10 protein-coding genes are annotated in these 23,592 nt (G+C 74.5%); 3 read left to right on the plus strand and 7 right to left on the minus strand.

Annotated features, from left to right (window positions below):
- Positions 1-220 precede the first annotated feature (220 nt).
- A complete protein-coding gene (gene uvrA, locus ACFYWG_RS04495; RefSeq protein ID WP_389199223.1) occupies positions 221-2,689 on the minus strand; it encodes an excinuclease ABC subunit UvrA in 2,469 nt (822 codons plus the stop codon).
- Between the two features lie 426 nt (positions 2,690-3,115).
- On the opposite strand from uvrA, the gene ACFYWG_RS04500 reads away from it, so the two are divergent.
- Positions 3,116-5,128, plus strand: coding sequence for a serine/threonine-protein kinase (locus ACFYWG_RS04500; RefSeq protein WP_389199225.1), 2,013 nt, complete (start codon positions 3,116-3,118; stop codon positions 5,126-5,128).
- A gap of 20 nt (positions 5,129-5,148) precedes the next feature.
- Here the strand turns inward: ACFYWG_RS04500 and ACFYWG_RS04505 are convergent, their stop codons facing one another.
- The gene (locus ACFYWG_RS04505; protein WP_383505136.1) at positions 5,149-5,472 is read right to left on the minus strand and encodes a deoxyxylulose-5-phosphate synthase; all 324 of its coding nucleotides are present in this window, start codon (positions 5,470-5,472) and stop codon (positions 5,149-5,151) included.
- 106 nt (positions 5,473-5,578) lie between these two features.
- On the opposite strand from ACFYWG_RS04505, the gene ACFYWG_RS04510 reads away from it, so the two are divergent.
- Positions 5,579-5,761, plus strand: a complete 183-nt coding sequence (locus ACFYWG_RS04510) for a hypothetical protein (RefSeq protein WP_383505139.1) — start codon at positions 5,579-5,581, stop codon at positions 5,759-5,761.
- 30 nt (positions 5,762-5,791) lie between these two features.
- On the opposite strand, the gene ACFYWG_RS04515 is transcribed toward ACFYWG_RS04510, so the two are convergent.
- Together ACFYWG_RS04515 and ACFYWG_RS04520 are read right to left on the minus strand one after the other, a co-directional pair.
- A complete protein-coding gene (locus tag ACFYWG_RS04515) occupies positions 5,792-7,378 on the minus strand; it encodes an amidohydrolase (RefSeq protein WP_389199228.1) in 1,587 nt (528 codons plus the stop codon).
- Between the two features lie 8 nt (positions 7,379-7,386).
- Positions 7,387-7,599, minus strand: coding sequence for an MbtH family protein (locus tag ACFYWG_RS04520; RefSeq protein WP_376324749.1), 213 nt, complete (start codon positions 7,597-7,599; stop codon positions 7,387-7,389).
- 93 nt (positions 7,600-7,692) lie between these two features.
- Between ACFYWG_RS04520 and ACFYWG_RS04525 the strand changes: the two genes are divergently transcribed.
- The gene (locus ACFYWG_RS04525; RefSeq protein WP_389199230.1) at positions 7,693-8,799 is read left to right on the plus strand and encodes an alpha/beta hydrolase-fold protein; all 1,107 of its coding nucleotides are present in this window, start codon (positions 7,693-7,695) and stop codon (positions 8,797-8,799) included.
- A 192-nt stretch (positions 8,800-8,991) separates the two neighbouring features.
- On the opposite strand, the gene ACFYWG_RS04530 is transcribed toward ACFYWG_RS04525, so the two are convergent.
- The 3 genes from ACFYWG_RS04530 to ACFYWG_RS04540 are packed head-to-tail and all read right to left on the minus strand — an operon-like array spanning position 8,992 to position 23,376.
- Positions 8,992-10,692, minus strand: a complete 1,701-nt coding sequence (locus tag ACFYWG_RS04530; RefSeq protein WP_389199232.1) for an ABC transporter ATP-binding protein — start codon at positions 10,690-10,692, stop codon at positions 8,992-8,994.
- Positions 10,682-21,586, minus strand: coding sequence for an amino acid adenylation domain-containing protein (locus tag ACFYWG_RS04535; RefSeq protein ID WP_389199234.1), 10,905 nt, complete (start codon positions 21,584-21,586; stop codon positions 10,682-10,684). Before ACFYWG_RS04535 ends, ACFYWG_RS04530 begins: the two co-directional genes overlap by 11 nt.
- Positions 21,583-23,376, minus strand: coding sequence for an ABC transporter ATP-binding protein (locus tag ACFYWG_RS04540; protein ID WP_389199236.1), 1,794 nt, complete (start codon positions 23,374-23,376; stop codon positions 21,583-21,585). The genes ACFYWG_RS04535 and ACFYWG_RS04540 overlap by 4 nt, the downstream gene beginning before the upstream one ends.
- Positions 23,377-23,592 lie beyond the last annotated feature (216 nt).

Consider the following 23,592-nt stretch of genomic DNA (forward strand, 5'->3'; position numbering starts at 1 on the left):
CCGTGTCACGCGCACCGCACCGGGTGCCCAGGTCCACGCCTCCCAGACAGCCTTGTCGCATGCGACAGGCTCTGGGAGAGACGGCTCGATCCAAAGGCGTCTCGTCCCGCGCTGTCACCGGTTCCCGGCCCACCCCCCGTGCAGCAGTCCGTCCACGTGCGCGGCGATGCTTCTCGGTCGCGCCGCAGGTGGTCGGGGACCCGCCACCGCGAGTGTGTCGTCAGGAACGCGCGAGCCGGGCCGCCAGATAGGGCGCGGTGGCGCTGCGGCGGGCCCTCGCCACCTTGGCGGGCGGGCCCGCCGCGACCACCCGCCCGCCCGCGTCGCCGCCGCCCGGACCGAGGTCGACGACCCAGTCCGCGGTGGCGACCGTGTCCAGGTCGTGCTCGACGAGGACGACCGTGTTGCCGGCGTCGACAAGCCGGTGCAACTGTCGCAGCAGCAGCGCGATGTCCGAGGGGTGCAGCCCCGCGGTCGGCTCGTCGAGCAGGTAGAGCGCGTGCCCGCGGCGGGCCCGCTGCAGTTCGGTGGCCAGTTTGATGCGTTGCGCCTCACCACCGCTGAGTTCCGTCGCGGGCTGGCCCAGCCGCAGGTACCCCAGTCCCACCTCGCGCAGCGTCTCCAGACTGCGGGAGGCGGCCGGGACGTCGGACAGGAACGCGGCGGCGGCGTCGACGGAGAGCGCCAGTACGTCCGCGATGTTCTTGCCGCGGTAGGTGACGTCCAGCGTTTCGGCGTTGTACCGGGCGCCCTGGCAGGTCGGGCACGGCGCGTAGGTGCCGGGCAGGAACAGCAGTTCCACGGCGACGAATCCTTCGCCCTGGCAGGTCTCGCACCGTCCTTCGGGCACGTTGAAGGAGAACCGCCCGGCCGAGTAGCCGCGCGCCCCGGCCTCGTCCGTCGCCGCGTACAGCTTGCGCACCGCGTCGAACATCCCTGTGTACGTGGCCAGGTTGGACCGGGGAGTCCGGCCGATGGGCCGTTGGTCGACCAGGACCAGCCGGTCGAACGACTCGACCCCCGACGCGTCCTGGACGTCGACCTCCAGCTGCGCCTCGCCGGGCTCCTCGGGCACGAGTCCGAGGTGGCCGCGGACGACCTCGGCGAGTACCTGCGTCACCAGCGTCGACTTTCCGGAACCGGAGACCCCCGTCACCGCCGTCAGCACGCGGAGCGGTACGTCGACCGACACGTCGCGCAGATTGTGGCGGGAGACGCCGCGCAGGTGCAGCCACCCGTGCGGTGCGCGCGGGCGGTGATCGAGCGGCTGGGCGCGCCCGAACAGGTACGGGCTCGTAGCCGACTCCCGGACCCGCTCGAGACCGGCGACCGGGCCGCTGTACAGCACGCGTCCGCCGCCTTCGCCCGCGCCGGGGCCGATGTCGACCACCCAATCGGCCCGCCGTACGACGTCCATGTCGTGCTCCACGACGAACAGCGAGTTGCCCGCCGCCTTGAGGCGGTCCAGCACGTCCAGCAGCGGCTCCGCGTCAGCCGGGTGCAGGCCGGCGGAGGGTTCGTCGAGGACGTAGACGACGCCGAACAGGCCGGAGCGCAGCTGGGTGGCGATCCGCAGGCGTTGCGCCTCGCCGGGTGACAGGGTCGTGGAGCGGCGCCCGAGGCTGAGGTAGCCGAGGCCCAGGTCGAGCAGTACCTCGATCCGCGCGACCAGATCGCCGCAGATGCGGACCGCGACCTCGGTCGTCTCCCCGGATCGGGCGGTCGAGGTGGTGGCGTCCGCCTCGGTCCGCCCCGCCACGGGCCGCAGCAGCGCCACTGCCTCCGTGAGCGGCATCGCGTTGATCTCGGCGAGGGAACGTCCGGCGAAGGTCACGGCGAGCGCCTCGGGGCGCAGACCGCTGCCGTGACACTCGGGGCAGGGCACGCTCCTGACGAACTTGAGCGCCCGTTCGCGCATCTTCTCGCTCTTGGAGTCGGCGAGGACGTGCATGACATGCTTGCGGGCGCTCCAGAACTTGCCCTGATAGCCGTAGTCGATGCGGTCCTCCTCCGGCTCGATGTACACGGAGGGCTGCTCGTCCGTGTACAGCAGCCAGTCCCGGTCCTTCTTCCTGAGCCTGCGCCACGGCCGGTCGATGTCGATGCCGAGGCCGTTCACGACACTGCGCAGGTTGGCCCCCTGCCAGGCGCCCGGCCAGGCGGCGATCGCCCCCTCGCGGATGCTCAGCGAGGGGTCCGGGACGAGCAGGTCCTCGGCGACGTCGTGCACGACGCCCAGTCCATGGCACCGAGGGCAGGCGCCGGCCGCGGTGTTGGGTGAGAAGGACTCGGCTTCCAGCCGCGCGGCCCCGGGCGGATAGGTGCCGGCGCGGGAGTACAGGATGCGCAGCAGATTGGACAGGGTGGTGAGGGTGCCGACGGTCGAGCGTGAGCTGGGCGACCCGCGCCGCTGCTGCAGGGCCACGGCGGGTGGCAGTCCGGTGATTTCCTGCACGTGCGGTGCGCCGACCTGCTGTAACAGCCTTCGGGCGTACGGTGCCACGGACTCGAAGTAGCGCCGCTGGGCCTCCGCGTAGAGCGTGCCGAACGCGAGCGAGGACTTGCCGGAACCGGAGACGCCGGTGAAGGCGACCATCGCGTCCCGCGGAACGTCGACGTCGATGTTCCGCAGATTGTTCTCACCGGCGCCCCGGACATGCACGAAGGGGTCGGTCGCGTCCTGGCTCACCGTTCCTGCTTACCTGATCGCGCCGGGAACCGCGCGACAGGCGCCGTCACCGGGACCCGCTCCGGCGAGGGCCTCCTGCGCCAGGAGCCTCCGATACGCGACCGGGCCGTTCCGGCCGCCTCCGGGCGGAAAGCCGCATAGGCTCGCGTCGCACAGGTCGAGGGCCGGGGAGGGACCACGATGCGACGGGGCAGTGCCGTGTACGGGCGGCAGTCGAACGCCGTGACCGGGATGCCGCAGACGTGGACGGCGCGCGGTACGGGCGGCTGAGCACGGCCGTACCGACCCGTGCGCAACGGGGCTGCACGCCGGGCAGGACACGGGTTGTCCAACTGCCGTGCGTTACATGCCCGTCTGCCCGGACCGGACCGTCGCCGTCGGCTTCTCCCCCGGTCCGCATCGTCATCTCGTCGCAAGGAAGTGTTCGTGAGCGCAATCGGCTCCGGCGGAAGGGTCCAGCCGGCTCGTCCGGGAGACCCGTCCCGCATCGGTCCCTACCGGATCATCGGCCGTCTCGGCGCGGGCGGTATGGGCACCGTCCACGCCGGCGTCGCCCCCGACGGGCTGCGCGTGGCGGTCAAGGTGATCCACCCCGAGCAGGCCCAGGACCCGGAGTTCAGGGCCCGCTTCCGGCGCGAGGTCGAGTTGTCCTCCCGTGTCACCGGACCGCACGTGGTCCCCCTGCTCGCAGCCGATCCCGACGCGCCGACACCGTGGCTGGCGACCGCCTACGTCCCCGGGCCGACGCTGACCCAGCACGTCCTCGCCCGGGGGCCGCTCACCGACGGAGGCCCCTACGCCTTCGCGGCGGCCACCGCGCAGGCGCTCGCCGCCATCCACGCCGTGGGCGTGGTGCACCGCGACGTGAAGCCGCAGAACGTGCTGCTCACCCCCGCCGGACCCCGGCTGCTGGACTTCGGCATCGCGCACGCCGCGGACGGGACCAGCGTCACCCGGACGGGGATCACGACCGGCACCCCCGGCTGGATCAGTCCCGAGCAGTACCGCCAGGGCACCGCGGGTCCGGCGGGTGACGTGTTCGCGTGGGGGGCGCTGGTGGCCTACGCGGCCACCGGGCGGCTGCCCTTCGGGGCCGGCGCACCCGATGTGGTGGCGTTCCGGGTGATGTCCGGCGAGGCCGACCTCGACGGCGTCCCCGAGCTGCTGCGCCGGGTCGTGGAGAAGGCGCTGGCCCAGGAGCCGGGTGACCGGCCGACAGCCGCCGAGGCCGCCCAGGAGTGTGCGGGGCTGCTGGCCTCCCAGGTCACGCAGGCGGCGAGTGCGGGCACGTCACCGGCGCCCGTGGACATGATCACAGCCGCGTGGGAGATACCCGCCGCCGACGACCCCACCTGGCAGGTTCCGGCGGACCCGCGCCGTTCCCGGAAGCGGGTGCTGGCCACCGTCGCGCTCGCGGCGGGTGTCGTCGGCGGTCTGGCCGGAGGCGTCGCGGCGCTGCTGCCCGGTGACACCGGCGGTGACCCTCGCGCGTCCTCGTCCTCGTCCACCGCCTCGGCCTCGCCACTGACGACCGCCGGGGCCGGGCGGGCCACGGCGAGCACCGCGCAGGGGAACGGCACGGCGCGGCACGAGGACCGGAGTACCGGCTCGGCGAGTGCGGCGAGCTGGAACCGGGCGCGGGCGGCGCGGGGCGCAGCGGAGCACGACGTGGCGCGCGCGGTGCTGCACGACCAGAGTGTCGAGGCGCAGCAGCTGGGCGACGGCGTCGACTTCGAGCCGGGGGCCGTGCGCTTCCACGCGTCGCGCCGCGAGGTGTACCTCTCGTACCGGCTGTCCTCCGACGAGCAGGGCACGCTGTACGCGGAGACGGAGATCGCCGGGTCGATGTGCCTGACCCTCCGGGACGTCGTCCTGCGGCAGCACCCGGACCTGCCGTACCGGACGTACGTCCTCATCGCGGAGGAGGAGGGCCGCGAGGCGCGGGTGACCTGGCAGGACGACTTCGCCGCCGGCACGGACTGCCCGTCGGCCGGCGGCGGGACGGGCGGGGGCGGCGACGGTGCGCAGGACTGGCAGCCCGGCGAGGAAGGGCTGGGGCAGGCGATGGTCCCCAGCACCGACGGCGCGGAGATCCGGGTCGCGGACGGCACCGCCAAGAAGATCATCGCGGGGACCAACGGCATGCGCGGGACGCTCGGCACGGACCGGGTGCTCGGCCACGACCACATCAAGGTGGGCTTCGACCCCGCGAACTCGGCGATGTACGTCTGGTCCGAGTACCTGCGGTGGAACCAGGGGCAGGTGGAGTCCTGGGCGGCGCTGGCCGCCGGCGAGGCGTGCCGGGCCCTGGTGGGCGAACGGGAGCGGGCGGGCAGCGCCTGGCCGTACTCCCGCTACGCCGTCGCCGAGATCGGCGGGTCCGGCTACCTGATGGTCCGCTGGGGCACGGCGACCACCCGGGGCGACTGCCCGGCCTGAGCGGGCGTCCCCGGCCTCGGTCAGAGGGAACGGACGAGGGCCTGCGCGAAGGACTCGCCCGTGCGTCCGGCATGGATCATCCGCTCGCGCACCTCCCGCGGCGTGCGGGGGCGGTAGCCCGGGCCGCCGCAGCAGCTCTTGTGGAAGCGGACGCCGGCGTGCAGCAGCACGGACAGCGTCCGCCAGGCCGCGGTGTCCCGGCGGCGGGGCGCGGCGAAGGCCGAACCCACGTGGACGAGGAGCCGCGCGCAGCGCGGGCAGACCCGTGCCCGGTCCCGGTCGTACGGCTGCTTGTACGACGCCCGGCAGGGGAGGCAGACGTACGAGGTCTTCGCGTGGCCCATGCCGGCAGCGTGACCAGGTGAAACGTGGAGTTCGACTCCTTTTCGAACAATGTGTTCGATGCAGGGAGCGAGGGGCACCCGTGGGCTCTTACGGAGGGAGTCCGCCATGGCGAACGACGATTTCTACACGCGTGACCGCCCGGACGACGCGGTACTGCCGGAGGACCGTCCCCGCGGCGGCGGACCCGAGGACGCGGGCCGGGGCGGGGGACGGCGGGGCAAGCCGGTCTGGATGATCGTTCTGCTCGTCGCCGCGGCGGTGGTGCTGCTGGCGCTGTTCATGCCCTGATCGCCCTGATCGCCCTGATCGCCCTGATCCTCATTCCCGTGGATCCTCCTGCGGGCCGGCCGGGCGGCCGTCGACCCAGGTCTGCACGACCTCGATCCCGCCGATGCGCGAGGGGTCGACGCGGCGCGGGTCGTCGCCGAGGACGGCCAGGTCGGCGCGCTTGCCCGGGGCGAGGCTGCCCAGGGCGTCCTCCCAGTGGCAGGCACGGGCCCCCGCGACGGTGTAGGCGTACAGGGCCTCGTCGACGGTGATGCCCTCGTCCGGGCCGATGAGCCGGCCGGACGAGGAGGCGCGTTCGACCATGAACTGCACGGCCCGCAGAGGGGATCCGTCGGCGACGGGCCGGTCGGAGCTGCCCACCAGGGGGATGCCGTGGTCCAGGAACGCCCTGCCCCGGTAGAGCCACGGGGCCCGCTCCTCACCCATGATCGTGGCGTAGTCGTCGCCGAAGTACCGCAGGAACGCAGGCTGGACGACGGCCGTGACGCCGAGGCGCGCGAAGCGCGGCAGCTGGTCGGGCCGGATCAGCCCGGCGTGCTCGATGCGGTGGCGGGCGTCGGGGCGGGGGCGGAGCCGCTGGGCCCGTTCGAGGGCGTCCAGGGCGAGGTCGGCGGCCCGGTCGCCGATCGCGTGGACGGCGAGCTGCCAGCCGGCGAGGTGCCCGTCGACGACGAGCCGCGTGAGGGCGTCCGGGTCGTCCTGCAACTGCCCGGTGTGGTCGAGCCCTTCGTAGGGGGCGGTCAGCGCGGCCGTACGGGCCATCATGCCGCCGTCGGTGTAGATCTTCAGGGCCCCGACGCGGAGCCGGTCGTCACCGAAGCCGGTGCGCAGGCCGAGGTCGAGGGCGCCGGGGATGCCGTCGTCCTCGTGCGCGGCGACGGGGCGCAGCCGGTCGGCGGACACCATGAGCTGGACCCGCAGCGGCAACAGGCCCTCTTCGAGCGCCAGTTGGTAGGCGCCGAGCTCGACGGGGCTGTGGCCGAAGAGGGTGCCGCCGATGCCGGCTTCGGCGCAGGCGGTGATGCCCTCGGCCAGGCAGGTGCGGGCGGCGCGGCCGATGGCCTCGGCCAGCTCCCGCTGGGAGTAGGGCAGGCGCAGGGCGCGGGCGGCGCCCATGGCCTGTTCGGCGAGGAAGCCGTTGTCGTGCGGGACGTCGGCGGGCAGCAGGTCCAGGACGGCGGTGTTGACGACGCAGCCGTGCCCGGAGTCGTGCAGCAGGTACAGCTTGCGCCCGTCGCTGACCCGGTCGAGCTCGGCGGCGGTGAGGTGGCGGCCCAGGGCGCGCTGGTCGTAGCCGGCGATGCTCACCCAGTCTCCGGGTCCCCGGCTGCGGGCCACGGCCCCGGCCACGACGGCGAGCACGTCGTCCACGCGGGTGCGGCCGGCGATGCTCGGGGTGGTCTGCTTGAACCCCGTCCACGCCAGGTGCACATGGGCGTCGACGAAGCCGGGCAGGACCGTGGCGCCCTGAAGGTCGACCACCTCGCGGGCGGGCAGGGCGGTCACGGCGTCGTCGAGACCCACGATCCGGCCCCGCCAGATGCCGAGGTCGTGGGCGACCGGGTGGCCCGGATCCATGGTGAGGAACCGGGCGTTGGTCAGCCGGGTGCAGAGCACGGGCGCGCTCAGGCGTCCTGGGACGCGGCGAGGGAGCGCGGGCGCAGGTCCGTCCAGTGGGTCTCGACGTACTCGAGGCAGGCCTCGCGGGTGTTCTCGGCGAAGGCGACCGTCCACCCTCCGGGCACCTCGGCGAAGACGGGCCACAGGGAGTGCTGGCCTTCGTCGTTGACCAGGACCAGGAACCGGCCTTCGGTGTCGTCGAAGGGGTTGGTGCTCATGCGCGGGTACCTCCTCGAAAGGCCAACGTTAGGTTAGGCTCGCCTAATTGACGGAGCCTAGCCTCTGCCCCTCCGGCTCACAAGGAGACGTTCATGCGTGTGGCCGCCGCCGACCGGGAGGACGCCTTCGCCGCGTTCGGGCTGCCGGGCGCGCCCGGCAGTGCCGCGTTCTGGGCCGCCGCGGGCGCGCCCGCGGCGGTGCCCGACGGGGGCGGCGGCTGGAGGGCCCTGTTCCTGTGGCGCGGGTCCGGGCCGGTGGCCGTGGAGTTCGAGAGCTGGTCGGATCCCGTCCCGCTGGAGCGGTGGGCGGACTCGGACTGCTGGTACGCCGAGGTGCCGATGCCGGCGCGGTTGTGGGTGACCTACCGGTTCGCGACGCCGGACGGGTCGTACGCCGACCCCCTCAATCCTCACGGAGCGGGCGGTGAACGGTCCCTGGCGGCGACGCCGGACGCCCCGGCGCAGCCGCACTGGCCCGTCGTGGGCCCCGGTGACGTGCTGCCGCTGCCGCGGGCGCGGGTGCGCTGGGCGAGCGAGCGGCTCGGCGGGCGGCGTACCGTGCGGATCCAACCGGTGGGCGGGGGCGGGCCGTTGGTGCTGCTTCTCGACGGGGACGACTGGCTGTATCTGCACCCGGCCGTGACCGCGTTCGGTTCGGCCGTGGCCGCCGGTGAGCTGCCGCCGGTCACCCTGGTGTTCCTGCCGGCCAAGGACCGGGCGGCCGAGTTCGGGTGCCGGCCGGAGCTGTGGGAGGCGGTCCGCGACGAACTGCTGCCGCTGGTGGCGGAGTCGGGTGTGCCGGCCGAGGCGGGACGGCTGGTGGTCGCCGGGCAGAGCCTCGGCGGGCTCGGCGCGCTCCACGCGGCGCTGGAGTTCCCCGGGCTGGTGTCCCGGGTCGCCTGTCAGTCCGGGTCGTTCTGGTGGACGGCCGACGCGTCCCGGCGAGCCGATCCGCTGGACGGGCCGCTGGGCGGTGCGCTCGCCGAGCGGTTGCGGCAGGGGGCGGATCTGTCCGGGCTGCGGGTGGCGTTCGACGTCGGGGAGCACGAGGGGCGGATGCTGCCCCACTGCGCGGTGGTCGAGGACCTGGCCGCGCGGGCCGGGGCGACGGTGCGGGTGTCCCGGTCCGCCTCGGGGCACGACCGTGCCGGGTGGCGGCACGCGCTGCTCAGGGACGTCGGCTGGGCCCTCGGTGGGTGAACCGGCGCGAAGCCGGTGAGCACCCGCCCGGCGGCGCGCCTGAGCGCCCTGCTGACACGCCACGGCCGCCGCGACTGCCCGGGCCACTGCGCGCTCCGCCGCGAGGCCCGGGCGATGCAGCCCTGCTCGCCCCCCGCCACGTGCGTCACCAGCCCCGCCGGGGACGGCTCGCCGGCGCCCCCGTGCGGGAGGTCAGCGCGCCACCGCCGTGCGGTAGTGCGGGTCGTTCGCCAGCAGATTGCGGTGGGTGTCCTCCGCGGCGACGGCCCCCTCGTCCAGGACCAGCACCCGGTCCGCCGCGTCCAGGAACGCGGGGCTGCTGGTGATGACGATCGTCGTACGCCCCCTGCGCAGCTCGGCCACGTTGCGGGCGACGAGCTGCTCCGTGACCGCGTCCACCGCCGTCGTCGGGTCGTGCAGCACGAGGACCTCGGTGCCGGCGGCCAGCGCGCGGGCCAGGGACAGGCGCTGGCGCTGGCCGCCGGAGAGGTTGGCACCCCGGTCGCGGACGGGGTGGTCCAGACCCTCCGGGTGCAGGGCGACGACGTCGGTCAGCAGCGAGGCCGCGACGGCTTCCGGGACCGCGGTGCCGGTGCCCGAGGGGTCGATGTTGGTGCGCAGGGTGCCGGCGAAGATCTCACCGTCGTAGGGGTTCACCAGCAGGTGGGCGCGGACGGCCTCGACGGACAGCTCCGCGAGGTCCTGCCCGCCGACACGGACCGTCCCCTCGTAGGCGGTGGGCGGCACGGCGACGGCCAGCACGGCCGCGAGATCGGCCGCCGCGCGCGGCTGGTAGGGGGCGATGGCGACGAACTCGCCCGCCTCCACCTTGAAGGTGAGGCCGTCGAGCGTGCCGTGGCGGACGCCGTCGACCTCCAGGCCGCCGCCCGGGGCCGGGTGGCCGGTGCCGGGGGTCATGACCGCGGGCGCCGCCAGGACCAGCGCCATGCGCTCCGCCGACGCCCGCGCGATCATCACGTACTTGGGCATCTCGGAGAACAGCTTCAGCGGCTCCATGATGAACTGCGCGAGGCCGACGGCCATGACGAGTTCCCCGATGGTGATGCGCCCCTCGAAGGCCAGCAGGCCGGCCGTCAGGGTGACGGCTCCGGCGAGGACCGCGTTGAGCGCCAGCGCGGTGCCCGCGTAGACGCCGTTCACCTTCGCCACGGTGATCGACTGCTGCCGCGCCTCGGCGCTGACCTTCCGGTAGGACCGGAACGCGGCGTGGTTGCCGCCGAAGCCGTGCAGCGGGCGCAGGCCCGTGATCAGGTCGGCGACCTTGGCCCCCGCCCGGGCCACGCGTGCCTGCTGCTCCTGGGTGCTGGAGCCGATGCGCCGGGACATCACGCTGAGGATCGACAGGATGGCCACCGTCCCCACGATCACCAGCAGGCCCAGCCGCAGGTCGGCCAGTCCCAGCGCGACCGACGCGACGAGCACCGCGACGAGCGAGCTGACCAGCAGCGGCACCACCTCGATGATGTCGGCGGTCTGGTCGGCGTCCTCGGTGGCGATGGTGAGCACCTCGCCCGACTTGAGGCCGGTGTCGCGCGCCACCGGTTGCAGTCCGCAGGCGGCGACCTTCACCCGCCAGCGGTGCGCCTCGGTCGTGTTGGCCTTCTGCAGGATGCGCATGCCGAACCGCCACGACAGCGACACCGTCGTGATGATCACGGCCAGGGCGCCGATCGACAGCGCGAGGGCGTCGAGGCCGCGATCGCCGCGCAGGGCGTGCTCCACGATCAGGCCGAGGGCGATGGGGAACGCCGTCTCACCGGCCTGGTAGAGGCCCATGAGGAGGGTGCCCGAGGTCATGGCGCCGAGGTTGCGGCGCAGGGCGGTGCGCAGGATGGCGGCCCCGTGGCGGGGCCGCTGCGGGTCAGTGGTCATCGAGGTGGCGGGCAATCGCTTCCGGGGTGCGCAGGGTGAACAGATCTCGGACGGTGATCACGGGACCGTACTCGCGGCGGAGCAGCGCGGCCAGCCGCACCGCCAGCATGGAGTGCCCGCCCAGGGACACGAAGTCGCTCACCGCGCTCACCTCGTCGTCGTCCAGGTCCAGTGCCTCGGCGAACATCTCGCACACGGCGGTCTCGGTCGCGGACCGCGGGCCCCGCTCCCCCGCAGTGGTCAGGGCGCCCAGCGGCTTGGCCTCCGGGAGGGCCTTGGTGTCGGCCTTCCCGTTCACCGTGAGCGGGACGGCGTCGACCCGGGCGTAGTGGGTGGGGCGCAGGAAGTCCGGCAGGGCGGCGCCCACGTCGGCGGCGACGTCCGCCAGCTCGGCGTCCTCCAGCACCAGGTAGGCGGCCAGCCGGTGGGCGCCGTCGACCTGCGGGTCGGGCTGGGCGACGGCCGCCACGAACCGCACCGCCGGGTGGGCCGCGAACGCGGCCTCCACCTCGCCGAGTTCGACCCGGTGGCCGCGGATCTTGACCTGCTGGTCGGTGCGGCCGAGGTAGGCCAGATTGCCGTCGGGCCGGCGTACCACCAGGTCGCCCGTGCGGTACATGCGCTCCCCGGGCGCCGCGAAGGGGCAGGCGACGAAGCGGTGCGCGCTCTGGCCGGGCTGCCCGAGGTAGCCGCGCGCGATGCCGACGCCGGACACGTACAGCTCGCCGGGCACTCCGTCGGGCAGGGGCCGCAGCCACGGGTCGAGGACGTACACGTCGGTGTTGTCGATGGGGACGCCCACCACGGGGTCCGCGCACTCGAAGGTGCCGACGCCGAGGGTGTTGATGGTGTACTCGGTGGGCCCGTACAGGTTGTAGCCGACCGTGCCCTCGGTCCGTGCCAGTCGCTGCCACAGGGCCGGGGTGACGGCCTCACCGCCGAGCAGGACGAGCGCCGGCCGCCGGCCGGGGTCGTCCAGCAGGCCCTCGGCGACGAGTTGCTGCGCGTACGTCGGGGTCACGTTGACGACGTCGATGCCGTGCTCCAGGCAGTAGGCGACCAGGCGCGGGGCGTCGCGGCGCAACTCCTCGTCGCAGATGTGCACTTCGTGTCCGTCGGCGAGCCACAGCAGCTCCTCCCACGACATGTCGAAGGCGAACGACACGGTGTGCGCGATGCGGAAGACCCGGTGGCCGTGCCGGGCCAGCACCGGCTCGAAGATGCGGCGCTGGTGGTTGATCAGCATGTTGGTCAGGCCCGCGTACTCGGTGACGACGCCCTTGGGCCGGCCGGTCGAGCCGGAGGTGTAGATGGTGTAGGCGGGGTGCCGCAGCCGGCCGGGGTCGTCCGGGGCGAACGTCGTGTACGGCTCAGCCCCGGGAAGCGGCCGGTCCAGTTCGATCAGGTCGCCGGTCAGCCGGTGCGCGACCGCGCTCACCGTGAGGATCACCTCGGGCCGGGCGTCGGCCACGACGGCGGCGATCCGCTCGTCCGGGTGGTCCAGTTCCAGCGGCACGTAGGCGGCGCCGGTGCGCAGGACGGCGAACAGCGCCACGATCGAGTCGAGGGAGCGCGGGATCGCGAGCCCGACGGTGGTCTCGGGTCCGATGCCGCGCGCGACGAGCACTCCGGCGACCTCGCGGCTGCGGTCGCGCAGGCCGGCGAACGTCGTCGTGGAGCCGTGGGCGACCAGGGCCACCCGGTCGGGGGCCCGGTCGGCGGCCCGGTCGAACCGGTCGACGACGGTGTCCGTGCCGATGCCGGTCCGCTCGCCCGCCCGGGGCAGGGGCGCCAGGCCCGGCAGGGCACCGACCGGGCCGGTCGCGCGGGTCAGGTTCTCCAGGACGCCCAGGTAGTCGTCGAGGAGGCGGCGGGCGCCGGCCGTGTCGCCGTCGCGGTGCTCCAGCTTGACGGTGAGCCGGTCGCCGGGCGTGACCACCCAGGTGAAGGGGTAGTGGGTGGAGTCGTCGGCGCGCACCGCGGTGATGCCGTGCCGGGCGTTCATCTCGGCGAACGCGTCCATGTCCAGGAAGTTCTGCAGCACGAACAGGTTGTCGAAGAGGGTGTCGTGCCCGCCGGCCCGCTGGATCTCGCCGAGTCCGAGGTGCTCGTGCTCCATCGCCTCGACACGGGCCGCCTGCACGGCCGTCAGGTAGGCGCGGACGCTGTCGTCCGGGCGGGGCCGGGTCCACATCGGCACCGTGTTGAGCAGCACCCCGACGACGTCGGACAGCCCCTCGCCCTCGCGGCCGGAGACCGTCACGCCGAACACGGCGTCGCCGCGTCCCGTGCGGGCTCCGAGCAGCAGGCCGAACGCGCCGGTCAGGACGGAGTTGAGGGTGACGCCGTGGGTCCTGGCCGCCTCGCGGACGCGCTCGGACTGCTCGGCGGACAGCGTGTGCACGAGGGCCGTCGGCAGGTCGTCCGGGAGCAAGGGCGCCGGTCCGGCCAGCAGGGTCGGGCCGGGCAGGCCGGACAGGTGGTCCGCCCAGAAGCGCATCGACGGGCCCGGGTCCCGGGCGGCGAGCTCGCGGGCGTACTCCTCGAAGCCCGGCACGGCCGGTGCCGGGTCGAGGGGCTCGCCCGCGAGGACGGCACGGTAGGCGTCGAACAGGTCCCGCAGGACGATCTCGCGGGACCAGCCGTCCCACAGGATCAGGTGGTAGCTCAGCAGCAGGCCGTCGCGGTCCCCGGGCAGGCGGACGACGGTCATCCGGACCAGCGGTGGCTCACCCGGGTCGAAGCCGGTGGCGCGGTCCCGGGCGCGCAGCTCGTCGGCCTCCGCCTCCGTGGCGAGCTCGACCGTGCGGACGTCGACCCGGCGGCCGGCCCCGAGGACCTGGACCGGGTTGCCGTCGTCGTCGGTGGTGAACCCGGCGCCCACCACGGGGTGCCGTGCGATGACGTGCGCCATGGCCTCGGCCAGGGCGCCGGGGTCCAGGCGCCGGTCGAAGGTGAACCAGTTCTGTGCCACGTAGTGGCCGGCGGGACCGGCCAGTTGGGCCTGGAAGTACAGGCCGCGCTGGAGCGGGGTGACCGGCGCGGTGCGCTCGGCGGTCGCGGCGGCCTCCGCGATGAGGCGCAGCGCCTCGCGCCAGTGCTCGGTGATGGCGTCCGGCACGCCGTCGGCCAGGACGAACTCGGCGAGCAGGCTGCCGGTGGCGTCGTCGGTCCAGGCGTTCACCTCGACGGCGTACGGGTTCGGCTGCGGGCCCCGGGTCAGGTGCAGGGCCCGGGACTCACTGCCCCGGCCGAGGTAGTTGAACAGCACCTGCGGGCGGCCGGTGAGCAGCGGCGCGGTCTGCGCGTTGAGGTACCGGAGCCGCCCGTAGGCGAGGTGCCCGGACTCGTCCGGCTGGCGCGCCGTCAGTTCGCGGGCGGCGGCGACGGGGTCGGTGTGCGGGGAGAGCCGTACCGGCGCGACGGCGGTGAACCAGCCGACGGTGCGGGTGTAGTCGTGCTGCGGCAGCACCGGGACGCGGCCGTGCCGCTCCAGGTCGACGGCGAGGTCGGTGGGCTCGGGCTGGACGCGCGTCAGCGCGGCGCGCAGGGCGCCGCACAGCAGCTCGGTGAGGCCGAGCCCGAGCGCGGCGGGGGCGGTCCGGGTGAGGAGGTCGCCGACGTCGGGGGCGGCGACGACCGTCGTCTCGCGCGGCGGCCCGCCGCAGGGCAGCGGCTCGGGTGCCCGCAGGGTGTCCACCCAGTGGTCCAGGGTGTCGGTGTCGGCGGCGGCCCGCAGGGCGAGGGCTTCGGCGTACTCGGCGTAGGACGTGGTCGGCGGGGCGAGGGGCTCGCCGCGCAGGGCCGCCGCGAGGTCGTCGAGCAGGATCAGCCAGGAGACCGCGTCGACGGCGAGGTGGTGCACGGTCACGACCAGGGTCCTGCTCGCCTCCAGCCAGGCGAAGGCGATCAGGTCGCCGGTCGCCGGGTCGAGCCGCCCGGCCGCCTCGTCGGCGACGGCCGTCGCGTCGGTGGTGTCCGGGCGCAGCACGGTCGTCTCGCGGGCGGGAACGGTGTGCAGGGTCCACACGCCGTGTGCGGTGCCCAGGCGCATCCGGAGGGCCGGGTGCGCGGCGACGACGGCCTCGGCGGCCCGTACGGCGTCGGCGTGGCCGGCGCCTTCGGGTGCCCGGAGGGTGCGGGCCTGGGCGAAGCGGGCGAGTGAGCCGCCGAGTTCGCGCTGGCGGAGCACGATCGGCGTGGGGGGCAGCGGACCGTCCTCGCGGTGTCCCGCCCCGGGGGCGGGCGGGACGGCCGCGCTGCTCGGCAGGTGCCCGGCCAGGGCGCGGGGCGTCCTGAGGAGGAAGACGTCCCGGGGGGTGACGGGCAGCCCGAGCGCCCGGGCCCGGTTGACGACCGTGATGGCGACGATGCTGTCGCCCCCGGCGCGGAAGAAGTCGGTGTCGGCGGTGACCTCGGCGCCGGGCAGCGCCCCGGCGAAGACGTCCACCAGTGCGGTGAGGGCCGCCTGCTCGTCCACGGCCGCCGTGCGGCCGGCCGGGTGCGGCTCCGCACCGGCGCGGGCGCGTTCGGTCAGGGCTGGCCGGTCCAGCTTGCCGTTGACCGTCAGGGGCAGGGCGTCGATCGGGAGCACCCGGCGCGGCACCATGTGCGCGGGCAGCCTCTTCGCGAGCCGGTCCTCCAGGTCGTCCGGCACCCGGCCGACCACGTGCGCGACCAGGTGGTCTCCGGCCGCCGACACGGTCACGGCCGCGTCCCGCACCCCGTCGACCTGCCTGACGGCGGTCTCGACCTCGCCCAACTCGATGCGGTAGCCCTTCAGTTGCACCTGGTCGTCGGCGCGGCCGGTGAACCGCAGGTCGCCGTCGAGGGTGCGCACGGCGAGGTCGCCCGTGTGGTACATGCGCGAGCCGTCGGCCGCGAAGGGATCCGCGACGAACCGTCCGGCGGTGAGCCCCGGCCTGCCCAGGTAGCCGAGGGACAGCTGGTCGCCGGCGACGTAGACCGCGCCCACCCGGCCGGGCGGGACGGGCCGGAGCCGGTCGTCGAGGAGGTGGGTGACCAGGCCGGGGATCGGGCCGCCGATCGGGCTCGCCCCGGCCTCGCCGGCGAAGTCCTCCTCGTGCAGCACCCGGTGGGTGACGTGGACGGTGGTCTCGGTGATGCCGTACATGTTGACCAGCTCGGGCGAGGCCGTGCCGTGCCGTTCGACCCAGCCGCGCAGCCTGCCGAGGTCCAGGGCCTCCCCGCCGAAGACGATCCGGCGCAGCGCGGGCAGCGGTTCGCCGGACAGCCGGTCGGCCTCGGCGAACTGGTGGAAGGCGGACGGGGTCTGGTTCAGCACGGTCACGCCGTGTTCGCGGACCAGCCGGTGGAAGTCGACCGGCGAGCGGGTCAGCGCGTGGTCGGGGACGAGCAGTTCACCGCCGTGGGCCAGTGCGCCCCACAGCTCCCAGACGGCGAAGTCGAAGGAGAAGGAGTGGAACTGCACCCAGACGTCGTCCGGGCCGAAGTCCATGTCCGGCCGGGTCCGGGCGAGCAGCGTCACCACGCCGGCGTGCGGGACGACGACTCCCTTGGGCCGGCCGGTCGACCCGGACGTGTAGATCACGTACGCGGGATCGCGCCAGTCCGGTGCCGGCCCGGGCACGGTGGCGGGGGCCCGGGGTGTCTCGCCCAGCACGAGGAGCCGCGCCGGCAGGCCCGTCCGGTTCAGCAGGGCCGCGACACGGTCCCGGTGCGCACGGTCGACCAGGACGGCCTGCGGGGCGGCGTCGGTGAGGACGTACTCCAGGCGTTCGTCGGGGTAGGCCACGTCCAGCGGTACGTAGGCGCCGCCGGCGGTGACGGTTCCGACCAGGGCGACGACCTGCTCGGCCGAGCGCGGGACGGCGACGGCCACGCGCGTGCCCGGGCCGATCCCGGCGGCGCGCAGGGACGCCGCCAGCTCGTCCTTGCGGCGGGCGAGTTCGCCGTAGGTGAGGGAGCGCGTGGCGCCGTCGAGGCCGCACTCGGTGACGGCGGTCGCGGCCGGGTCGCGGCGGGCCGCCGCGTCGAAGAGGGCGTCCAGGGTGAGCGGGGCGACCGGCGCGGGCCGCCGGTCACCGGGGCGCGCCGGCTCGTGGGCCGGGGCGTCCGGGTGGGCGAGCAGGCGGGTCAGGTTCCGGGTGAAGGTGTGCAGGATCCGGCGGGCGGCGGACTCCCGCAGGAGCGCACCGTCGTGGACGAGGTTGAAGCGCGGGCGGCCGTCGGGGGTGCGCTCGACGACGAGGGTCAGCGGGTAGTGCGGGGCGCCCTCGTTGACGATGCCGGTGACCGTCAGCGTGTCGCCGGGGCGCCGCAGCGCGGTGACGTCGGTGGCGACGTCGAACACCACGAGCGTGTCGAAGAGGGGGCCGGCGCCGAATCGGCGGGTGATCCCGGACAGCGAGACGTGCTGGTGGGGCAGGACGCGGGCCTGGTGGTCGCGCACCGCGGCGAGCAGTTCGGCCGCCGTGGTGCCCGCAGTCCACCGGGCGCGCACGGGCACGGTGTTGATGAACAGGCCCACCATGTCCTGGATGCCGGGCACGTCGGCGTCGCGGCCGGACACCGTGGAGCCGAACACCACGTCGTCGCGGTGCAGGACGCCGCCCAGGGTGAGGGCCCAGGCGCTGTGCACGGCCACGCTCAGCGGGACACCGGCCGCGCGGACGGCGGTGTCGAGGTCGTCCCGGGCGGGCACGGCGGTGTCGGCGAAGCGGTCGGAGGGGGTGTGGCACTCGGCGACCAGGGAGGGTCCGGGCAGGCCGGCCAGTTCCCCGCGCCAGACGCGGTCGCTCTCCTCGGCGTCCCGGCGGGCGAGCCAGTGCACGTAGTCGGTGAAACCGCCGGCCGGGTGCACGGACCCCGGCGCGTGGTACTCGGCCAGGAGCGCGCGCAGCATCGGCGGGACGGACCAGCCGTCGGCGATGAGGTGGTGGACCGTCTGCACCAGGACGCTGCGGCCCGCTGCGGCGCGGACGAGGGTGCAGCGCATCAGCGGGCCGGTGGCGAGGTCGAAGCCGGCACGCCGGTCGCGCTCGGCGAGGTCGCGTATCTCCTCGTCGGTGATGCCGGGCCGGTCGATCGTGGTGAAGGGCACGGGCACGCCGTTCTCCAGTACCGACACCACGCGGCCGTCGGCGAGGGACGTGAAGCGGGCGGCCAGGTTGGGGAAGAGCGTGAGCAGCCGGGTCGCCGCAGCGGCGAGCCGGTCCGCGTCCACCTCGCCCTCCAGGGTGAGCAGTTGCTGCTCGACGTAGGTCCCGGCGGAGTCGTCGTCGAAGACGGAGTGGAAGTACAGGCCCTCCTGGAGGGGGGTGAGCGGCAGGACGTCCCGCAGGGCCGGTCCGTCCAGGGCGTCCACGTCGGCCTGGCTGAGCGGCACCAGGGGGAAGTCGCCGGGGGTGTGGCCGCCCTGTTCGAGGGCGGCGAGTCCGGCCAGGGCCGTGCGGAAGCAGTCGCCGAGGGCGGTGATGTCCGCGTCGGTGAACATGCCGTCGGGCCAGGAGACGGTGGTGACCAGCTCGTATCCGCCGCAGGCGGCGGGTTCGGCGATGGCGTTGAACTCCAGGGCGCGCGGCAGGCGCATCCTCGGGTCACGCTTCTCGCCCAGCTGCCCGGTGGTTGCGGCGAGTTGCCAGTCGCCGGGGGCGCCCGCGGCGAAGCGGCCGAGGTAGTTGAAGAGCACCTGCGGGGCGGGGGCGTCGAACCGCACGTCGGCGAGGTGGCGCAGGGCGCCGTAGGAGACGCCGTGATCGGGCACCCGGGCGAGGTCCTCCTTGACGGCCTTGAGGGCGGCGCCCAGGTAGGCGGGGTCGGTGAAGTCGGCTGCCGGGCCGGGGTCGACGGTGACCGGGAAGAGCGTGGTGAACCAGCCGACGGTGCGCGACAGGTCCGGTTCGAACCCGGCCGGGCCCGCGGTGAACTGCGGTTCCCGGCCGTGGCCTTCGAGCTCGATGTGGGCGAACGTCTGGTCCTGGCCGCGGTCGCGGCGCCACCGGGCGAGGGCGACGGCGAGGGCGGTGAGCAGCACGTCGTTGACGCCGGCGTGGAACTTCGCGGGGATCTCGCCCAGCAGTGCGGCGGTCGCCTCGGCGCCGAGGGTGACGGTGTGCAGGCGTTCGCGGGCGACGGTGTCGGACGCGGCCAGGGGGCGCCGGCCGAGCGGCAGGTCCTCGCCCGGCAGCGGTCGCCGGTAGCAGGAGCTGTCGGCGTCGAACGCGGCGCGCTCCAGCAGGTGGGTCCAGCGCCGGAACGAGGTGCCCTCCGGGGGCAGTTCGACCGGGGCGCCCGAGCCGTACCGGCGCCACGCGGTGGCCAGGTCGTCCATCAGCACGCGCCACGAGACGCCGTCGATCACCACGTGGTGGGCGACGAGGACGAGTTGGCGTGCCGCGCGGCGCAGGACGGCGCTCAGCATGACGCCGTCCGAGGGGTCGAGGCCCTCGGTGGCGAGGGCGACGCAGGCGTCGAGCGGCAGGTCGCTCTCGCACCACCGGGCCGTGCCGTGGCCGGCCTCGGGGATGTCGAAGCCCCAGCGCTCCCCGCGCACCAGGCGGGCGCGCAGCATGGGGTGCGCGTCCAGGAGGGCGGTGAGCAGCGTGCCGAGGGCGTCCGCGGTCAGCTCGGCGGGGGTGTTCAGCACGACGGATTGGACGAAGCCGTCGACGTGGTCGGTGGTCTCCCCGAGCCACTGCACGACGGGCGAGCCCACGACGGTGCCGGTGGCGACGTCGGCGTGGTCCGCCGCCCGGTGGTCCTCCCGGTCGGCGACCGCCGCGAGGGCGCCCGGCGTGGGGTGCGTGAAGATCTGCCGTGCCGTGACGTGCAGCCCTCGTGCGCGCAGCGCGCTCAGCAGGGAGATGGCGAGGATGCTGTCGCCGCCGAGCTGGAAGAAGTCCTGGTCGACGCCGACCTCGTCGAGGCGCAGCACCTCCGCGACGGCGGCGCACACGGTCCGCTCGTCCTCGGTGGCGGGCCGCGCGAGGGGGCCGGTGCCGAGGGCGGGTTCGGGCAGGGCGTTGCGGTCGAGCTTGCCGTTGGCGGTGAGCGGGAACTCCTCCAGCACCACCACGTGGGCGGGCACCATGTAGGCGACCATGTGCGCGCTCGCCCACGCCTTGACGTCCTCCGCCCGCAGGTCCTCGCGTCCGGCGGCGGGGATGACGTAGCCGACGAGGTAGGTGCCGCCCGCCGTGTTCTTCCTCGCGACGACGCAGGTGTGCCGGACCGCGGGGTGTTCGGCGAGGCCGATCTCGACGTCCTCGAGCTCCAGCCGCATGCCGCGGATCTTGATCTGGTTGTCGGCGCGGCCGAGGAAGTCCAGGGAGCCGTCCGGGGCGAAGCGGGCGAGGTCGCCGGTGCGGTAGAGGCGGGAGCCGTCGTCCGCGAAGGGGTTGGCGACGAACCGGGAGGCCGTGAGGCCGGGTGCGCCCACGTAGCCGCGGCCGAGGAGGAAGCCGCCGACGTACAGTTCGCCGCCGACGCCGACCGGGACGGGACGCAGTTCCTCGTCCAGGACGTACAGCTGGGTGTTGGGGTTGGCCCGGCCGATGGAGGTCGACAGGCGCTCGGCGGCGCCCCGGTAGACGACGTGGGAGACGCCGATGGTCGTCTCGGCCGGTCCGTAGCCGTGGTACATGGGGATGTCGAGCGTGGCGCGGAACCGCTCGTACAGCTCGGGGGTGAGCACCTCGCCGCCGCACCACACGTGCCGCAGGCTGTCCAGGCTCCCGGAGTCGCCGGCCATCTCCAGCAGCACGTCCAGCATGGACGACACCAGGTAGGTGAAGGTGACGCGCTGTTCGGCGATGACGCTCAGCAGGTGCTGCGGGTCGCGTTCGCCGCCGGGCCGCAGGACGACGAGCCGGCCGCCGCAGACCAGGGGCAGGAAGATCTCGTTGACGGAGATGTCGAAGGACAGGGGTGCCTTGAACAGGGAGGCGTCGTCGGGGCCGAAGCCCAGGATCTCGTGGACCTGCCACAGCAGGCGTTCGCTGATGGCCTCGTGCCGGATCATGGCGCCCTTGGGGCGCCCGGTGGAGCCGGACGTGAAGATCACGTAGGCCAGGGCGTCGCCGGGGACCGTGACGCCGGTGCCGTCCTCGGGGTAGGCGTCGTACCGCCAGTCGCCGAGGTCGACGGCGACGGCCTCCGGTTCGGCCGGGTCGTGCGCGCCGGAGGCGTTGAGCTGCAGGACGACGTCCGCGTCCTCGACGACGACGGCCCGGCGTGCCGCGGGCCAGTGCGGATCGAGCGGGACGAACGCGCCCCCGGCCCGCAGGACGGCGAGCAGCCCGACCACCATGTCGGCGGAGCGGTGCAGCGAGATGCCGACGACCTGCTCCGGCCCCAGCCCGCGCTCCAGCAGGTGGTGGGCCAACTGGGCGGACAGGGACGCCACCTGGCGGTACGTCAGTGACCGGTGCTCGTCCACGACGGCGACGGCGTCCGGTGCGGTCCGGGCCTGGGCCAGGAACATCTCCACGATGGCCGGGCGGTCCCGGTCGGCCCGGTTGTCGTTCCACTCGGCCAGGGTGGCGAGCCGCTGCGCCACGCTGGACGGGCCGACGGTGCCCAGCGGCCGGTCGGGGAAGTCGGTGAGGTCGTCCAGGGCGAGCTGCGCTGCGGCGGCGTCGACACCGTCGGGCAGGGTGATGCCGAGGCCGTCGGGGGTGACGTCCCAGCCGCCGGTCACCGCGCCGCCGTTGTCGGCCCAGCCGAGGACGTCGGCGAAGAGGGTGCCGGGTGCGAGGTCGAGGCCTTCCGGGCTGCGGCCGGTCGCCCAGTAGGCCAGGGAGATCGCGCAGGCCTCGGCGACGGTCCGGTCGGGGTAGGCGCCGATCCGGCGCCGGACGCCGGCCAGGCCCGGGGAGGAAAGACGTGCGAGACGAGCGCCCGATTGCATCATGCGTGACTACCCTCTCTCCAGGCCCGCCACAGCCGCGCGTACCGGCCGCCCCGAGCCACCAGTTCCTCGTGCGTGCCCTGCTCCACGACGCGTCCCGCGTCCAGCACGGCGATCCGGTCCGCGGCCATGGCCTGGGAGAGCCGGTGCGCCACGAACAGCGTGGTCCGGCCCTCGCACGCGGCCCGCACGGCCCGTTCCAGCTCCGCGGCGCCCTCGCTGCCGGCCTCCGCGGTCGACTCGTCGAGCACCACCACCGGGGCCCGCCCCAGGACCAGGCGGGCCAGGGCGATCTGGGCGACCTTGGTCACGTCCAGGCGCTCACCGCCCTCGCCGACCGGTGTGTACAGCCCGTCGGGCAGGGCGTCGACCCACTCGCCCGCCCCCACCGTGCGCAGGGCGGCGGCCAGTTCGGCGTCGCTCGCGCCGGGCGCGGACAGCCGCAGGTCGTCGGCGAGGGGGCCGGAGAAGACGTGCGTCTCCTGGGTGAGGATGCTGACCAGTGCCCGCGCCCCCGCCTCGTCGAGGTCGGCGAGGTCCTCGGTGCCGATGCGCACCGTGCCGGCCTCCGGGGTGCCGATGCCGGCGATCAGCGCGGCCAGGGTCGTCTTGCCGGCTCCGGTGGCACCCACCAGTGCGAGGGAACGGCCGGCGTCGATGGTGAGGTCCACGTCCCGCAGCACGGGCTCGGCGGAGCCCGGGTAGCGGAACGTCAGCCCCCGCACCGTCACCGGGTACGCCCGGGGCGCCGCCGCGGCGACGGACGCGTCGCCGACGAGCCGCTCCCCGGACGACTCCCCCAGCACCCCGACCAGGCGGGTCAGGCTCGCACCCGACTTCTGCGCCTCGTCGAAGGTGAACATGATGGCGCCGAGCGGGGTGAACAGCCGGTGGAACAGCAGGGGGGCGGCGGACACCTCGCCCAGGGTGGCGGCGCCGGTCTCCAGCAGGGCGTAGCCGACCACGAGGATCAGGACGAGTCCGATGAACTCGGCGCGGTTCTCGCGGCCGACGAACCGGCCGAAGAACCGGAACACGTCGATGCCGAGGTCGCGCACGCGCCAGGACTCGTCGGTGACCTTCTGCCGGAAGGCCCCCTCCAGGCGGTACGCCCGGACCGTGTCGATGCCGTTGAGGCCGCTGATGAACGCCTGGGCGCGGTCGGCCTGGGCGATGCGCTGGCGGCGGTACAGGGGCGCGGACCGGGGCAGGTACCAGCGCAGGGCGAGCGCGTAGGCCGGCAGGGCGCCGGCACCGGCCAGGCCGAGGCGCCAGTCCAGCCCGAACATGCCGAGGGTGGCGATGACCACCAGCACACCCGCGGAGAACACCGTGGGGACGGCGGTGCGGATGCCCTTGGAGATGACCGCGACGTCGTCACCGACCCGGGAGAGCACATCGCCCCGGCCGACCTGTTCGACGCGTGCGCTCGGCATGCCGAGGACCGCGCGGACGGCGCCCTCGCGCAGGCGCGCCAGGAGGTCGGCGCCCAGCCGGCCGACGAGGTAGGTCGACACCGCGGTGGCGGCGGCGCCGAGCAGCGCGGCGGCGCCGATCAGGACGCCGACGGTGACCAGGACCGACCGGTCCTCGCCCCCGACGACCCCGTCGACCACGCGGCCGAGCAGCAGCACCGGCAGGACCTGCAGCGCCGCCCCCGCGACCGTGGTGAGGACGGTCGCGGCGGTCAGCCAGGGCGTCTCGCGGCAGTGTGCGGCCACCCAGCGGGCGGCTTCCCGGCCGGTCGTCGTGCGCAGGGTCGCCGGGGCGACGCGCGGGGCGGTGGTGCTCACTCCTGCCCGGCCGACATGACGGGGACGGCGATCGCGTACGGCATCGCCGCCTGCCCTCGCCGGCGCCTCCCGGCCTTCGTGCGGTGCAGGAGCATCCAAGGTCCCTTTGTTCTCGTGCCGGTACGCCGCACCCCCGGCTCGGGGGCAGGCAGCACCATAGCGTGGGAAGTGAGGCAAGCCTTACTTGCTTGAGGGGGCGGCGTCGGTCCGCCGGCC

It is taken from the genome of Streptomyces sp. NPDC003456 (genome assembly GCF_042878735.1).
Lineage (GTDB): Bacteria > Actinomycetota > Actinomycetes > Streptomycetales > Streptomycetaceae > Streptomyces.